Source organism: uncultured Roseovarius sp. (assembly GCF_913057115.1).
GTDB lineage: Bacteria > Pseudomonadota > Alphaproteobacteria > Rhodobacterales > Rhodobacteraceae > Roseovarius.
The window spans coordinates 1-15,719 of sequence record NZ_CAJXNN010000024.1 but is presented as its reverse complement, the minus strand read 5'-3'; the positions used below and the strand labels follow the sequence as shown (position 1 = coordinate 15,719).

The following is a 15,719-nucleotide window of genomic DNA, read 5'->3' as shown; positions in this document are numbered from 1 at the left end:
ATTCCAATGCCGGATAGGGGACAGAGATGAAATTCGTGCGTTACGGAGAGCCGGGGCAGGAAAAGCCCGGGATGATCGACAGCGCAGGGCGCCTGCGCGATCTTTCGGGCGTGGTGCCTGATCTGGCGGGGGCGATCCTTGGTAAACTGCCTGGTGTCGACCCCGAGGGTCTGCCGCTGGTCGAAGGAGAGCCACGGCTTGGCCCGCCGGTGGGCAATATCGGCAAGCTGGTGGCGATCGGGCTCAATTACACCGACCATGCCGCCGAGATGAACATGGAACTGCCGACCCATCCGGTCGTGTTCATGAAGGCGACCTCGTCCATTATCGGGGCCTATGACACGGTGCGGATGCCGCGCGGATCGGAAGAGACCGATTGGGAGGTGGAGCTTGGCGTGGTGATCGGCAAGCCGGTGAAATATGTCACCGAGGCCGAGGCCTTGGACCATGTCGCGGGCTATTGCATCGTCAACGATGTCTCGGAACGGCATTTTCAGGCCAAGATGTCGGGCCAATGGACCAAGGGCAAAAGCTGCGACACCTTTGGGCCGGTCGGGCCTTGGCTGGTGACGCCCGACGAGGTGGGCGACCCGCAAGACCTTGACCTGTCGCTGGAGGTGAATGGCGAGCGGATGCAGACCGGCAACACTGCGACGATGAATTTCACCGTGGCGCAGATCATCGCGCATCTGAGCGAGGTGATGAGCCTGCAACCGGGCGATGTGATCGCCACCGGCACGCCGCCGGGTGTGGGGATGGGGATGAAACCGCCCCGTTACCTGAAGGACGGTGACGTGATGGAACTGGAAATCAGCCGCCTTGGGCGACAGCGGTTGCCGGTGACGCGGGATTCCTGAACCCCTTCGCGGCGCTGTCATAATGCGCCGCCAGCATGTCGAAGACGCGCTTGCGCATCTCGGGGGTATCCATCATCACCTCGTGGCGGCCACCGTCGATTTCTTCCAGATGGCCGCCGGGCCATAGGGCCATGCGCGAGCGGATGCGCGGGATGTCGACGATATCCTCCTCGGTGCCCAGAAGCGTCAGGCATGGCAGTCGGGGCGAGGGCAGGCGCGACAAGGCAAGCGTTTCACGCAGGGCCTCGTGCAGCCAGCGCAGACTGGGACCGCCGAGGGTGAGTTCGGGATGCGCCTGCGCCTGATCTATCATGTACTGATACATGTCGCGGTCGCAGGTCAGCTTGTTGGCCTCGAAGGGGTCGACCAGAACGTAGGTGTCTGATTTCGTGCCCGGTGCGTAGAGGTGGCAAAGCCCCATTTGTCGGCTGCCCCAGCTCAGAGACCATGCCACCGGGCGCAGGGGGGATGCGATGCGAATGCCCCACATCGGGCCGGTGAAACTGCAGGAGGCCACAGGCAGGCCGTTCATCGCAGCGCGCAACCCGATGCAGCCCCCCATGGAGTGCCCCAAAAGGTGAAGCGGCTTGGGCAGATCGAGCTGGTCCAGCGCCTGAACCACTGCCTCGACGTCTTTCTGGTAATCGCTGAAGACATTGACGTGGCCCGACATGCTGTCGTCAAGCAAGCGGTCGGCCAAGCCTTGGCCGCGCCAGTCCACCACGAGGGTGGCATAGCCGCGCGTGGCGAAATCCCGCGCCGCGCGGCCATATTTTTCGACATATTCGGTGCGGCCGGGGAACAGAAAGACCGTCCCCTTGTCCGCGCCTTCGGGTGTCCAGAGCCCGATACGAAGGCGCACCCCATCCGCTGCCCGCAGCCAAAAGGCGCGGCCACCCTCTGGCCCGTCGGCCACATCGGCGTGGAAGGGCGCGTTTTCCATCAGCCCAGAACGCTGCCCAGCTTCATGGCCATGCCCATATCGCCATCCACGGCCAGTTTGCCGGACATGAAGGCCGCTGTCGGGTCAAGATCGCCTTCGAGGATGGATTGGAAGGTATCTGCATCAGCGGTGAGTGTGACATCGGCCTCGTCATCGGCGGCGCGCGCGCCGTCGCCGTCGATCATGATGGCGCCTTCGCCTTCGATCATGAACTTTGCGGTGCCGTCGAATCCGCCCGACATTTTATCGTTCAGGGCGGCGACGGCTGTGTTGATGACATCACTCATGGCGGTACTCCTCAGGAATAATTGATGGCCCGGGTCTTTGACTCGGCGGCCAGTTCGCTACATTCTGTATCTATGGGCATAGGACACCGCATTCTCAACCATATCGTGGCGGCACTTTCCGTTGTAGTCGCGTTTTCCCTACCTTTGGCGGCGGAGAACGGTAATCGCGCGATGGAGATGTTGGAGCAACTGCCCGAGGCGGAGCCGAAGGAGGCCCGCCGCCTGGCCCGCGAAATCGAGCATGAGTGGTCGAAAACCGGGTCTCCGGCGATGGACTTGCTGCTCAAGCGTGGGCGAGAGGCTTTGGAGAGCGGTGATTCGCGGCACGCGATCGAACATCTGACCGCGCTGACCGATCATGCGCCGGAATTCGCCGAGGGCTGGCATCTGCGGGCGATTGCCTTCGCCAATGTCGATCTGTTCGGCCCCGCCTTGGATGATCTGGCCCGTGCCTTGGCGCTCAACCCGCATAACTTCAACGCGATGTTTAGTTTGGGCTCGGTTCTGGAGCAGGTGGGCCACGATGATCTGGCCCTTGAGGCCTTTCAACGCTCGGCGGCTATACATCCGCAGTCCGAGGACGTAACCAAGGCGCTGGAGCGTGTGGCCCGCGAGGTTGGCGGCGCGGATCTCTGACAACTGAGGGAGTTGGGCCGATGTCCATGGCCGCGCAGTCCAGAACCTTGGCGGTTCTGGGCCCCACGAACACCGGCAAGACGCATTTCGCGATCGAGCGGATGCTGGGCTATCGCACCGGGGTCATTGGCCTGCCGCTGCGTCTTCTGGCGCGCGAGGTCTATGACCGGATCGTTGCGGCCCGTGGCCCGTCGGTGGTGGCGCTTGTCACTGGCGAGGAACGGATCGTGCCGGAGCGGGCGCAATACTGGGTCTGCACCGTCGAGGCGATGCCCGAGGGCTTGGGCGCGGATTTCGTGGCGATTGATGAAATCCAGCTTTGCGCCGACCCGGAGCGCGGGCATGTCTTTACCGACCGCTTGTTGCGCGCCCGGGGGCTGCGCGAGACGCAGTTTTTGGGTAGCCACACCATGCGCGGGGCGATTGCGGCGCTGGTGCCGGGGGTGGAATTCCTGAGTCGGGAGCGGATGTCGCAACTCTCCTATGCAGGTTCGAAAAAGATAAGTAAGATGCCGCCAAGAAGCGCCATCGTGGGGTTTTCGGTTGATAATGTATATTCCATTGCCGAGTTGTTGCGCCGTCAAAAAGGCGGCGCGGCGGTGGTTATGGGGGCACTTTCCCCACGCACCCGCAACGCGCAGGTCGATCTGTATCAGAATGGCGATGTGGATTATCTGGTGGCCACCGATGCCATTGGCATGGGCCTCAATCTGGACATTGACCACGTTGCGTTTTCATCGCTGTCGAAGTTTGACGGGCGGCGGATGCGGGCGCTGGCCCCCAATGAGTTGGCGCAGATCGCTGGGCGCGCAGGCCGGGGCATGAGCCATGGCACTTTCGGTGTGACGGGCGAGGCGCCCGAGCTGCCCGACGAGGTGGCGCAGGCCATCATGGACCACCGCTTTGCGCCCATTCGCAAGCTGGAATGGCGCAATCCCAAGCTGTCGTTTGGCAAGGTGGAGGCGCTGATTGCCTCGCTCGAGGCCAAGCCCGAGGGCGAGTGGCTGGTCCGGGCGCGGGAGGCCGATGACCTGCGCGCGCTGCGAACCCTTGCCGAACAGGCCGAGGTGCGCGCAAGGGCCAGTGACGGTGCCTCCGTGCGTCTGCTTTGGGACGTCTGCCGAATCCCTGATTTCCGCGGCATCAGCCATGTGGAACACGCGGGGCTTCTGGAGACCATTTACAGCGATCTGCATGAACGGGGCCGGGTGCCCGATGACTGGCTGGCGCGGCAAGTGAAACGCATTGACCGCACCGATGGCGACATCGACACATTGTCGAAACGTCTATCGTATATCCGCACATGGACCTATGTTGCGCAACGAAAGGGTTGGGTCGATGACGAATTGCATTGGCGCGGCGCAACACGCGCGGTAGAAGACCGCCTGTCGGACGCGCTGCACGAGCGTTTGACCCAAAGATTTGTGGACCGGCGCACATCCGTGCTTTTGCGCCGGCTCAAGCAGAAGGAGGCCATGGTGGCCGAAGTGAACGACAAAGGTGAAGTGACGGTCGAGGGCGAATTCGTCGGGCGTCTGGAAGGGTTCCGCTTTATTCAGGATAAAGCGGCAGCGGGACAGGAGGCGAAAGCCATCTCGCAGGCCAGTTTGCAGGCGCTTGCGCCGCAGTTTCATTTGAAAGCGGATCGTTTTTACAACGCGCCCGATACCGAGATCGACTTTACCGAACAAGGCGGGTTGATGTGGGGCGAGCAGGCCGTGGGCAAGCTGGTGGCCGGGGCCGACCCGATGAAGCCGCAGGCGCAGGCCTTTGTCGATGAAGCGGCGGGCGAGGACGTGGCCCAAAAGGTGCAGCGCCGCTTGCAGCATTTCATTGACCGCAAGGTGGCCACTTTGTTCGAGCCGCTACTGAACATTCAGCGCGACGAGGCATTGAGCGGGCTGGCGCGTGGTTTCGGGTTCCGTTTGGTGGAAAACCTCGGGATCATCCCGCGCGGCGAGGTGGCCGAGGAAGTCAAGGCGCTGGATCAGGACGCCCGTGGCGCGCTGCGCAAGCACGGTGTGCGCTTTGGCCAGTTCACGATTTTCATGCCCTTGCTGCTCAAGCCCGCGCCGACGCGCTTGCGCCTTGTACTGTGGTCGCTGGCCCAAGGCTTGGAGGAATTCCCCGAAGCGCCGCCGCCCGGTTTGGTCACCGTCCCTGCGGGTACGGCGCATCCGCGCGGCTATCACGCGATGTCGGGTTATCGTGCGGCGGGTGAGCGGGCCATTCGGATCGACATGCTGGAACGTCTGGCCGATATGCTGCGCGCCGAGGATAGCCGCGGCGGTTTCGAGGCCAAGGCGGATATGCTGTCGATCACTGGCATGACGCTGGAGCAATTCGCCGACCTGATGCAGGGCCTTGGCTACAAGGCCGAGCGCGGTGAGCGCGAGAAGGTGAAGCCGGTGGATCAGGCCATGACCGAAGGACCGGCGCAGACCGAAGGTGGCGGCGCATCCGAGGCCACCGCCGAGGACCAGGCCGAAGCGATCCCCGATGCAGGAGAAGCGCCGGTTGCCGCCGATGCGCCCGAGACAGCCGAAGTGCCGGCCGATGTGCCCGAGGCCACGGAAGGCGAGGTGCTTCCGGGGGAAACGCCATCCGCTGAACCTGCCGACCCCGAGATTGAAGTGTTTTATACCTTCACCTGGGCCGGGCGCGGCGGCCGTGCGCGCAACGAAGGGCGTGGCAAACCGCGGGGTGAGAAACCCGCCGGCAAGCCGCGCGGCAAGGGCAAACCCAAGCCCAAGCGCGAGCAGGGGCCGAAGAGCTTTTCCTCCAAGCCGCAGAAAAAAGACAAGATCGACCCCGACAACCCCTTTGCCGCAGCCCTCATGGGGCTCAAGGACAAGGGGTAACCCCCGGGTTTGGCCGATCAGCCGGGCAAGATCCGTCTGGACAAATGGCTGTGGTACGCGCGTTTTTTCAAGACGCGCGGCCTGTCGGCCAAGCAGGTGTCGGCAGGCCACGTGCGGGTCAATTCCGAAAAGGTGGCCAAGCCCGCCCATAGCGTCGGGCCCGGGGATGTTCTGACCTTTACACAGGCGCGTCAGGTCCGGGTTGTGCGGATTGTGGAGGTGGGCGACCGGCGCGGCCCCGCGCCCGAAGCGCAGGCGCTTTATGACGACCTGAGCCCACCGCCTGCGCCGAAGGACAGCGGTGCGCCGGCGCCGAAATATGAGGGAAAAGGGCGGCCTACCAAGCGGGATCGTCGCAAACTCGATCTCAATCGCCCGGATACGCTTGATTGATCCGCGCCGCTGGATTAGGTCAAGCGAAACGCGCCAGAATGAGAGACCGACATGACCTATGTGGTGACCGATAACTGCATCGAGTGCAAATACACCGACTGTGTCGAGGTGTGCCCCGTGGATTGCTTCTACGAGGGGGAAAACATGCTGGTGATCCACCCTGACGAATGTATTGATTGCGGGGTTTGTGAACCCGAATGCCCCGCCGATGCGATCCGGCCCGATACCGAACCGGACATGGAGCAATGGGTGGAGTTCAACCGCAAGTATTCCGAGATGTGGCCGGTGATCATCACCAAGAAGGATGAACTGCCCCAGGCCGAAGAGCGCGATGGCGAAACCGGGAAACTGGACAAGTATTTCTCGGAGAAACCCGGCGAGGGTGGCTGAGACCAATCGGGCGATTCGGAATTTGGGCAGGTTTTATGACCAATCGCGCCCGAGGAATCGCGTGTAAGCCTTTGAGTTAAAAGGTATAAATACATACTGCGAATGCCACCACTTCCGAAAGGGGGCATTTTGTGTTATATATCTGTCACATATGTAGATGATCGCCTGATATCCATTTGCCCATGCTGCCGCCTGGGGATGGTTTTCTTTGCGCCTGACGTCTGTTTTTCGGCGGATGCCGGATACAGCCGATGTCGTATTGAACGGGCTTACCCTGTGAGGAAGACCTGAATGAGCAAAGCCAAGAAATCCGAGTTCCGTCCCGACGACTATGTGGTGTACCCGGCCCATGGCGTTGGACAAATCGTTTCGATCGAAGAGCAAGAGGTTGCCGGGATCAAACTGGAACTGTTCGTGATCTCTTTTGAAAAGGACAAGATGACCCTGCGGGTGCCGACCAACAAGGCCACCGAGATCGGGATGCGCAGCTTGTCGAGCCCGGATGTGGTGTCCAAGGCAATGACCACGCTGAAAGGCAAGGCCAAGGTCAAGCGCGCCATGTGGTCGCGCCGGGCGCAGGAATATGAACAAAAGATCAATTCCGGCGACCTGATCGCCATTGCTGAGGTTGTGCGCGACCTGCATCGCTCGGACGACCAGCGCGAACAAAGCTATTCCGAGCGTCAGCTTTACGAGGCCGCGCTTGAGCGTTTGACCCGGGAAGTGGCCGCTGTGTCGGGTGGTGACGAGGTGAGTGCCGCCAAGAAGGTGGATGAGGTTCTGATCACCCGCGCCGCGTAAGTCTTCAGACTATTCTGTAAAAAGGCCATACCCCTTGGGCGTGGCCTTTTTCATGGCGTTTCGGGTCGTCTCGAAATGCCTAAGTGGTGAGGTAAAAAAGAACCGCGATTTCAGTGATTTGCTGTGTCGCGCCAAGGATGTCTCCGGTCTGTCCGCCGATCTTCGCCTGTGCGATCCGGCCCATGACCATGGCGAGGATGACCGCCCAGAACAGGGCGCCGAATATACCCCAGCCCAGAAGAAACAGCCCGAGGATTGCCGCGATTGCAAGGCCCAAGCCGGCGGTTGCGACCGTCGGGCGGCCGGTGCTGTGTGAAAGCCCGTGATCACGGGCATGCGGTAGTGCCGCCATGAGCGCGGGCATGGTGGCGCGCGACAGCATCGGCGCGACAAGCAGGCCGGCGAGGGCACTGCCGGGGCCGGCCTCGAACAGAAGCCAGAGCGCCGCCCAACGCCCTGAAAACGAAAGCACAAGCGCGATCACCCCGTAGCTTCCGATGTGGCTGTCCTTCATGATGTCCAGACGGCGGGCGCGATCCCAGCCGCCCCAGAGGCCATCGGCGGTATCGGCCAAACCGTCTTCGTGCATGGCACCGGTGGTGACAGTGAGAATAGCAAGGGCAAACAAGGCCGCCAGCGGTGTCGGCAGGCCCACCCAAAGCGCGGCAAGCCCGCCCAACCCGGCCAAACCACCTGTCACCAGGCCCACCAAGGGATAGGCCCAGGCCGCGCGCGCACCGCGCTCGAAGCTGCTGACATGCACCGGCAGGCGCGTGAGAAGGGCAAGCGCCAAGGGAAAATCCGATGCTTTTACAAGGCCTTGGTCGTTTTTCATCGTCTCTGGGCCTTTTTCCGGCTGCGCCTCTGCGTCTGGCTGCGATACATAATGCCAAGACAGGATGCAATGGATGGACAGATGCGCCAAGACTTTACCACGCTGGCCGAATTTTCGCAGATACTTCAATCGCTTCCCGAAACGGATCAGGCGGCTGTGGCAGCGGCGAAGGCGCGCGATGGGCAGTTGACCAAACCGCCGGGTGCCTTGGGTCGGCTGGAGGAACTGGCGGCGTGGTACTGTGGCTGGCGCGGTGACGCGCGGCCGGTGATCGACGCGCCGCAGGTGATCATTTTCGCCGGGAATCACGGGGTGACGGCGCAGGGCGTCTCGGCCTTTCCACCCGAAGTGACCGTGCAGATGGTGGCCAACTTCGAGGCGGGCGGCGCTGCGGTAAACCAATTGGCCAAGGCCGCGGGTGCGCAGATGGATGTGCATGCCTTGGCGCTTGACCGGCCCACGGCGGACATGACGCAAGGCCCCGCCATGACCGAGAACGAGCTTGTCGACGCCCTCAAAACCGGGTGGCAAGCTGTTGATCCCAAAGCGGATTTGCTCGCCGTCGGGGAGATGGGGATTGGCAATACCACCGCCGCCTCGGCAATTGCCTTGGCGCTCTTCGGCGGCGCGGCGGGGGATTGGACCGGGCGCGGCACGGGCGTCGAGGGCGCGGCATTGCAGCACAAGGCCGAGGTTGTCGCCCGCGCGGTCGAGGTGAATTCAGGCTGCAAATCCAATGGGTTGGAGGCATTGCGCTGTCTTGGGGGGCGCGAATTGGCGGCCATGGCCGGGGCCATGGTCCGCGCGCGGACCCTGCGTATCCCCTTGATTTTGGACGGGTTCATCTGCTCGGCGGCGGCAGCCTGCCTTGAGGTGGCGCAAAAGGGCGCGCTGGATCACGCGGTTGCGGGGCATCTCAGCGCCGAGGTCGCGCATGAAAAACTGTTGAACAATCTTCAGAAAACGCCGCTTCTGGCGCTTGATATGCGGCTTGGCGAAGGCTCGGGCGCGACCTTGGCAATCAATATCCTGAAAGGCGCCTTGGCCTGTCATTCCGGCATGTCGACCTTTGCCGAGGCGGGGGTTTCTGACGGGTGACACCCGACCCGCCCCTGCGACACGACCCTTCGCGCTACTCGCCCGCTTCTTTCGCGTCGGTCTCGGCGGTGTCTTCGAGTTGCGACAAGAGCATGGTCTGCAAGTCACGCTCCAGTTCCTTGGCGCGGGCAACGTAGGCGGAGTTCTCGATGGTGGGAATATCGGGATCCCATAGCGCGGCCAGTTCACGCACCGACTGGCGGTCGTGCTTGTAAAAGGTCTGTTCCAGTTCGGCGGCCTCGAACTCGGTCAGCCCCATGTTCTCAAGCACATAGCGTCCGGCCCGCAGGGAACTGTCGAAGACCTCGCGGACGATGTCATCGGCCCCGGCCTTGTAAAGGCGGAACACATGGGTGCGGTCGCGGGCGCGGGCGATGATATGCAGGTCTGGGCGTTCGCGGCGGGCAAAGGCCACCAGCTTGGTGATCTGTTCTGGGCTGTCCAGCGCGGCGACCAGCACCTTGGCCTCCCCCAGACCGGCGGCGTGCAGAAGCTCGGGGCGGGTGGGGTCGCCAAAGAAGCCTTTGACGCCAAATTGGCGCATCCGCTGGATCGCGCTGAGGTCATGGTCAAGCACCACGGTATTGAACCCCGAAGACCGCACGAGGCGATTGACGATCTGACCGAAACGACCGATCCCGGCGATGATGACCGGGGCCTGATCGTCGATCTTGTCGGGTTCTTGTGGCTCGGTCGGGTCTTCCATGCGGCCTGAAAGCCAATCGTAGAGGATGAAAAGCAGCGGCGTGATGAGCATGGTCAGCGCCACCACCAGAAGCAGCATCTCGTTCATCGCGGGCGGGATGACGTTTTGCTGCCCCGAGAAATTGATAAGGACGAAGCCGAATTCACCGGCCTGCGCCAGCGACAGGGTAAAAAGCCACAGGTTGCGCCCGCGCAGGCCGAAGGCCCGGCCCAGAAGGTAAAGGATCACTCCCTTGATCAGGATCACCGCAAGCGCGATGCCGATCACCACGAAGAAATCCCGCGCGAGGACGGCAAAGTTGATGCCCGCGCCCACGGTGATGAAAAACAGGCCCAAAAGAAGCCCCTTGAACGGTTCGATATCGCTTTCCAGCTCATGCCGGAATTCCGAGTTGGCAAGGACCACACCGGCAAGGAAGGCGCCAAGCGCGGGCGACAGGCCCACGAGGTTCATCAAATAGGCGATACCCACGACGATCAGCAGGGCGAGGGCGGTATACATCTCGCGCAGGCGGGCGGCGTGGATGAAGCGAAAGACCGGGCGCGTGAGGTAAATGCCGGTCAGGATAATCGCGGCGACGGCCCCGAGGGTCAGCAGGGTCACCCCCCACCCCGGCAGGCTTTGCACGAAGGAGGTGGCGGCATCATGGGCGCCGTGATCGGTGCCGTGGCCGGCATCGCTCATCCGGTTCAACGCGTCCGACAGCACCATTTCGGGCGGTTTTGGCAGTGCCAGCAAGGGCAACAGGGCCAGCATCGGGATCACCGCGATGTCCTGCGTCAGCAGCACCGAGAAGGCCGAGCGCCCACCGCCGGTTTGCATCAAGCCCTTTTCAGACAAGGTTTGCAGGACGATAGCGGTTGATGACAGGGCAAAAACCAGCCCGATGGCCAGCGCGATCGACCAAGGTTGTCCCAAGGCCATGCAGCCCAGCATCACGGCGAGCGTTGTGAGGGTGATTTGCAAGCCGCCCAGCCCCAAAAGCCTGTGGCGCATGTCCCAAAGGGCGCGGGGGTCAAGCTCCAGCCCGATGAGAAAGAGCATCATCACCACGCCGAATTCGGCGAAGTGCTTGAGTTCTTCGGTTTCATGCCCGCCGACCAACCCGAGGACCGGGCCAATCACGATCCCGGCGGCCAGATAGCCCAGCACCGAGCCAAGCCCTAGCCGCGCGGCCAAGGGCACGGCGATCACCGCCGCGGCGAGGTAGATCGTGGCTTGGAAGAGGAAACCTTCCATCGGCGCGCTCCGGGTGTTGTGTGCCTATGGGTATGGGGCAAGCCGCGCATGGGAACAAGGGGCTTGCTGGGCGCCGTGGCAAAGCGGTTGTGGATGTGTTTGTTTTGCCTGCGGTTCCGGCGGCGCGGATCAGCCGCGCGGCATGCGCAGCACCACGTTGCGTCCACCCTTGTTGTAGCGCAACTGGCTGTCGCCGATGGCGGTGACGCGGCCCCGGTCAAGGCGGTCACCGACCTTGACTTTCTTGTAGCGTCCATTGGACAGACGCACGAGGGCACGGCGGTTCGAGGGGGTGCCGTAGACGCCGATGAGGTTCACCTGTCGCAGGTTCACCTGATTACGCTCGGTCGCGGCACGGGCCACTGTGGTGGTGGTGGGCGCGCTTGGCGCGATGCGCTGGGAGGCGCTGACCGGCTGCGCGGCGGCGCGGCGTTCGGCCTGTTTGACGATCCGCCCGAAGTTGCGCGGGCGCGAATTGGGCTTGAGCGACGCGGCGACCGCCTGTGGCGTGGCACTGGCGAAGGGGTCGGCCTCTTGCGGTTCGGTATCGTCTTCTTGTGCTTCGGCCACTGCCGCCGCCACGGCCTCGGCGCGGGCACGGCTGGCGGCCTCCTGCGCGCTTTCGGGGCGCAGTTTGGGGCGTAGCGCGGCCAGTTCGGTTCGGGTGCGCCCGCCAAGGCCAAGTTGGCCGCGCTCGTTCTGTTCGGTCAGGTCGTCAGGGCGCTGCTTGGGCCGCATACCCATCAGGCGTTGCAGTTCCTCGGGCGGTTGCGGCAGGGCGATGGCCCCCGGACGGTCCGGAACGATATCCGGCGTGAGCGGCGGTGCCCCGGCATAAACGGTCACACCCGAAGGCGTCACAGCACCGTCGGGCGTGGCCAGAACCATGCCCCTGTCGTCCAGTGTATAGGTGGTCCCGGCCGCCGCCGGAGAGGCCGGTGTCGGCGGGCGCGCATCCGGCGTGAGCCGCGCCATGTCCGGCAGCGCCACCGCATCCGAACTCGGCACATTGCTGTCGATCGAGGTCTGGTAAAACTCATCCAGCGAAGCGGCCCGCGGGGCGCGCAGAGGGCGCGGCGCGCGTTGCCAGATGCCGGTCGCCGCATAGCGGGCGCGCGCCTCGTCGGGGGTAAGCTCCTCGGGCACCGCCGGTTGTGTCAGCCGCGGTTCGGCATCGCTTCGGGTCTCGGCCTCGTCCTGCGGGAGGGAGGCAAGGGCGACCTCGCCATTCTCCGCGTCGGCCTCCGCCTCGTCCTCGGCGGCCTCGATCTCTGCCTCGATCTCGGCCTCGGCCTCGGCATCCGGGGCGGCGACCACCTGGGTCTCGTCGTCGCGGAAAAACCGCGCCAGCCCGTCCTCCATGAAGATCGACGCCCAAGCGGCGACCGACACGAGGAACAACAGCAGGATCGCCGTGAGGATCAGGCCAAGGTATCGCGGTTTGCCGCCAACCGGGACCTCCTCGCGGGCCCCGAAGACGGTCATCCGGCGGGCCTCGTCGGCGCGCGCCTCCCCGGTGGTGGCCATGGCGGCGACGGGCGTGCCTTCGTCGGTGCGCTTGGATTTCGCCTTGGGGCGGGGCGCTTGGGAGGGATCACGCCGGGTGCGGAACCCCGCCAGCAGGCCCTTGCCGGCGCTGGCTTCGGCATTGGCCTCAGCCGGGCTGTCGTCCAGTCGCGCCTCCGGGTCCGGGCGCAGCGAGGCGGCAAGATTTCCGGCCGTGTCTTCGGCCATGGCCGCGTCGGGCGTGCCGGTGACCGGAGCGGCGGGTTTGGCGACGGCGCCTGCGCCGCGCTCGGCCCCGGCGAGCTTCGGTGCCGCCTCGGGGGTGTCCGTGTCACGGCTTGCGCGGATCGAGGTGAAGGCGACGGGGGCCGCGCCCGCGCCTGTGTCGGCTTGCGCCGGGGGCGCGGCGGCGTCCTCAGCTTCTGCCTCAGCCTCGGGGGCCGGCGTATCGTCGGTCGTCGTCCCTGTGGCAGGGGCCTCTGCCCCGGCGGTCTCTTCCACCGTGGTCCCGCCGTCGGCCTCCGGGGCGTCATCGCCTGCCGCAAAATCCTGCGTTGCCGGAGCATCGCCCGCTTCGGCCTCGGGCGTACTCGCCGCCGGGGTCTCCGCCGGATCGGGCAGGGTGGCGGCCCCAAGAATACGGATCGGGGCACTGTCGCGCATCAGGCTGTCGCCCTTCGGCACCAGATCGGCGGCCATCGAGGTTTCACCGAAAAACGGCTCCCCCACGAAATGGCCGGCCTCGGGGATCGCCACGAAACACAGCGGGTTGAACTCATGGTCGGTCGCGAAACTTTCCGCCTCGGTCAGGGTTTCGCGGGCCACGGCGGCGACATGCACCTGTCCAGCCCCCACCGACCAGTCATAGACAAGCTCATCAAGGCTGTAGGGCGTTGTCCCGTCGAGATGGCGGCGCACCTCGTCTTGCAAGGCGTCGCCACTGGCCGTGCCTTCCTCGAACGAGAGGTATTTGATCTGCTCGTTGGGAATCACCAGCTTGGTGGTCAGCCCGCTGGGGTCAAGCGCGCGCGCCTTGTCCCGCAGATCGCCGAGCGCGGCGCTCAGATCGTCGCTATCAAGGGCCACATCACCAACAAGATGCCAACCGGGATGCGCCCGGTGCAACAGCCCGATGCCGTCGAACGAGAGGGTAAGAGCGAAATTTGGTTTCATGTGCACCGCTTTAACACCGGTCAGGATGAAGCGGGAGTCGCCTCCTGCCGTTGATCGATTCTACAGCAGCATGCCGCCGAGGCAAAGGGTGGATGCGACGCAGACCAAGATGTCAGGCGTGCCAACCCCGCAGGAGGCGCAGTCCTGCGCACCGCGACGATCCCGGCCCCTCCGTAGGGTGCGCCTTCGCGCGCCACTGCGCGATAAGCCGCGCCAGCGGCGGGCCGCGGCGCGGCGATCAAACCTTTGCGCAATAGTGCTTTATCGCAACCACTGGCGCGCGACGTCCAAGCGGTGAACTGCGTCCAACCCAATCGCCGGGCCGAGGGGGCGGCCCGTCGATGGCGCGGCGGCCTTCGGCCTTGATTCCGCGCCCGCCTCACCCTTCCCAAATCACCTCAGGCGGGTATGGTGTGGCTGAGGGCAATCGAGTGGGTTGGTGATGTTGGACGCTGTCTTAGGGTTCTTGCGAACTTATGGAATGGAACTGAGCGCCGCTGGAGGTTTGGTTGCAGTCCTTTTGTTCGTATGGGCCATCATCACAAAACCCTTCGCCAAACCCAAACCCACCCAACTCGCCCCCGACACCATCGACCAAATCAAACCGCCGCAAGCCAAGGATGGCCCCGCGCTCACAGTGCCGGAATTCATCCGCCTGCGCCGTGAACTCAAAGCCGATCTTGAGGCCGAACTGGCCGAGGCGGCGGAGGCCGAGAAATCACAACTCCGCGCCCGGATCGCCGAATTGGAAAAGCAAATCGCCAACCCCGATGAGGCGCTTGCCGAGGCCCAAAAACGCATCAAGGACCTAGAGGCGCTCTTGGACCGCGAGGCCAACCAGATCGGCGCGGACCGGATCGCCGAGGCCAAGGCGGCGCTGGAACAGGGCGACTATTCCCTCGCCGACGATATTTTCGCCGAGATCGAGGCAAAAAACGAACTCGCCGTTCAGGAAACCGCCCGCGCCGCCTTTGGCCGGGGCGAAGTGGCCGAGGCGGAGGTGCGGTGGGGCGATGCCTACACGCACTACAAACGCGCGACTGATTTACATGAAACCTTCGATCACCTGTCCGCCTACGCCCGAATGACATGGCGGCTGGCCAAAGGGGCGGAGGCAATCCCGCTACATGAAAAATTGGTGGACTGGGTCAAATCCGATCATGGCGTAGAAAGCGCCGAATATGCCATCCGCCTCAACAACCTCGCCTTGGTGGTGGAGGCGCAGGGGCGCTATGCGGAGGCCGAGGGGCTCTACCGCGTGGCGCTTGAGATTGACCGTGCGACGATTGGGGAGGGGCATCCGGACTATGCCATCCATCTCAGCAATCTCGCCGGGGTTCTGCACGAGCAGGAGCGCAATGGCGAAGCTGAGGGGCTCTACCGCGAGGCTCTTGAGATCGGTCGTGCGACGATTGGGACGGGGCATCCAGATTACGCAACCCGTCTCAATAACCTCGCTGTTACAATGCAGGCACAGGGGCGCACTGTTGAGGCCGAAGCGCTATTTCGTGAGACACTTGAGGTTACGCGAAATGCGGTTGGGGAAAGGCATCCGCACTATGCCAACCGCCTCAACAACCTCGCTAGGTTTTTGGTCGAGCAAGGCAAGCCCGAAGAGGCGCGGCCCCTATATGAGCAAGCCTTGGAGATTCTCCGCGTCACCCTGCCGCCCGATCATCCGCATATCGCTTTGGTCGAAGGGCACATCGCCAAGCTTTCCTGACCAAATCCCAAACCTTACGAAACTCCCGTACGTTTCGTACGCTTCCCCACCGTGCGCCCTCTTAATCCGCACCCCGGGCCACCCCGGCACCGACGCAATACCGACAAAATACCGACGTGTTACAGCCCGCCCAAAATCGCGCCTCGCCCTTGTTAACAAAGCAAAACGGGCCCCGAATCGCTCGGGGCCCGTTCGCTATTCACAAACCGTTAACCTCTTCAGGCCGAAGCCTTCGCCAAAGCCTGTTCCAGATCGGCGATGATGTCGTCGG

Annotated in this window: 13 protein-coding genes; 8 read left to right on the top strand and 5 right to left on the bottom strand. The window is 63.6% G+C overall.

Annotated elements, in window-relative coordinates; translation table 11 throughout:
- Positions 1-26 precede the first annotated feature (26 nt).
- Complete coding sequence (locus QZ498_RS11125; RefSeq protein WP_294622220.1) at positions 27-857, top strand: fumarylacetoacetate hydrolase family protein; 831 nt, start codon at positions 27-29, stop codon at positions 855-857.
- Here QZ498_RS11125 and QZ498_RS11120 read toward each other — a convergent pair.
- Together QZ498_RS11120 and QZ498_RS11115 are read right to left on the bottom strand one after the other, a co-directional pair.
- Positions 811-1,800, bottom strand: coding sequence for an alpha/beta hydrolase (locus QZ498_RS11120; protein WP_294622218.1), 990 nt, complete (start codon positions 1,798-1,800; stop codon positions 811-813). The genes QZ498_RS11125 and QZ498_RS11120 overlap by 47 nt on opposite strands.
- Positions 1,800-2,087 (bottom strand): SCP2 sterol-binding domain-containing protein, encoded by a 288-nt coding sequence (locus QZ498_RS11115; RefSeq protein ID WP_294622216.1) that lies wholly within the window; start codon positions 2,085-2,087, stop codon positions 1,800-1,802. The genes QZ498_RS11120 and QZ498_RS11115 overlap by 1 nt, the downstream gene beginning before the upstream one ends.
- 24 nt (positions 2,088-2,111) lie before the next feature.
- Here QZ498_RS11115 and QZ498_RS11110 point away from each other — a divergent pair, with 24 nt between their 5' ends.
- From QZ498_RS11110 to QZ498_RS11090, 5 genes are all read left to right on the top strand, one after another.
- Positions 2,112-2,723 carry a tetratricopeptide repeat protein gene (locus QZ498_RS11110; RefSeq protein WP_367117643.1) on the top strand — a complete coding sequence of 204 codons (612 nt, stop codon included), beginning with the start codon at positions 2,112-2,114 and terminating at the stop codon, positions 2,721-2,723.
- Positions 2,724-2,749: 26 nt separating this feature from the next.
- Positions 2,750-5,584: a helicase-related protein gene (locus QZ498_RS11105; RefSeq protein ID WP_294622304.1), complete on the top strand. Its 2,835-nt coding sequence runs from the start codon at positions 2,750-2,752 to the stop codon at positions 5,582-5,584.
- Between the two features lie 9 nt (positions 5,585-5,593).
- The gene (locus tag QZ498_RS11100; protein WP_294622214.1) at positions 5,594-5,977 is read left to right on the top strand and encodes an RNA-binding S4 domain-containing protein; all 384 of its coding nucleotides are present in this window, start codon (positions 5,594-5,596) and stop codon (positions 5,975-5,977) included.
- A 51-nt stretch (positions 5,978-6,028) separates the two neighbouring features.
- Positions 6,029-6,367 (top strand): ferredoxin FdxA, encoded by a 339-nt coding sequence (gene fdxA / locus QZ498_RS11095; protein ID WP_294622213.1) that lies wholly within the window; start codon positions 6,029-6,031, stop codon positions 6,365-6,367.
- 291 nt (positions 6,368-6,658) lie between these two features.
- Positions 6,659-7,168 carry a CarD family transcriptional regulator gene (locus QZ498_RS11090; protein WP_294622211.1) on the top strand — a complete coding sequence of 170 codons (510 nt, stop codon included), beginning with the start codon at positions 6,659-6,661 and terminating at the stop codon, positions 7,166-7,168.
- A gap of 79 nt (positions 7,169-7,247) precedes the next feature.
- Here the strand turns inward: QZ498_RS11090 and cobS are convergent, their stop codons facing one another.
- Positions 7,248-8,003, bottom strand: a complete 756-nt coding sequence (cobS, locus tag QZ498_RS11085; RefSeq protein WP_294622209.1) for an adenosylcobinamide-GDP ribazoletransferase — start codon at positions 8,001-8,003, stop codon at positions 7,248-7,250.
- Between the two features lie 69 nt (positions 8,004-8,072).
- Here cobS and cobT point away from each other — a divergent pair, with 69 nt between their 5' ends.
- A complete protein-coding gene (cobT, locus tag QZ498_RS11080; RefSeq protein ID WP_294622207.1) occupies positions 8,073-9,101 on the top strand; it encodes a nicotinate-nucleotide--dimethylbenzimidazole phosphoribosyltransferase in 1,029 nt (342 codons plus the stop codon).
- Between the two features lie 34 nt (positions 9,102-9,135).
- On the opposite strand, the gene QZ498_RS11075 is transcribed toward cobT, so the two are convergent.
- Both QZ498_RS11075 and QZ498_RS11070 read right to left on the bottom strand, forming a co-directional pair.
- Positions 9,136-11,046: a monovalent cation:proton antiporter-2 (CPA2) family protein gene (locus QZ498_RS11075; protein WP_294622206.1), complete on the bottom strand. Its 1,911-nt coding sequence runs from the start codon at positions 11,044-11,046 to the stop codon at positions 9,136-9,138.
- 129 nt (positions 11,047-11,175) lie between these two features.
- The gene (locus tag QZ498_RS11070) at positions 11,176-13,725 is read right to left on the bottom strand and encodes a hypothetical protein (protein WP_294622205.1); all 2,550 of its coding nucleotides are present in this window, start codon (positions 13,723-13,725) and stop codon (positions 11,176-11,178) included.
- 481 nt (positions 13,726-14,206) lie between these two features.
- Between QZ498_RS11070 and QZ498_RS11065 the strand changes: the two genes are divergently transcribed.
- The gene (locus QZ498_RS11065; protein ID WP_294622204.1) at positions 14,207-15,448 is read left to right on the top strand and encodes a tetratricopeptide repeat protein; all 1,242 of its coding nucleotides are present in this window, start codon (positions 14,207-14,209) and stop codon (positions 15,446-15,448) included.
- Positions 15,449-15,719 lie beyond the last annotated feature (271 nt).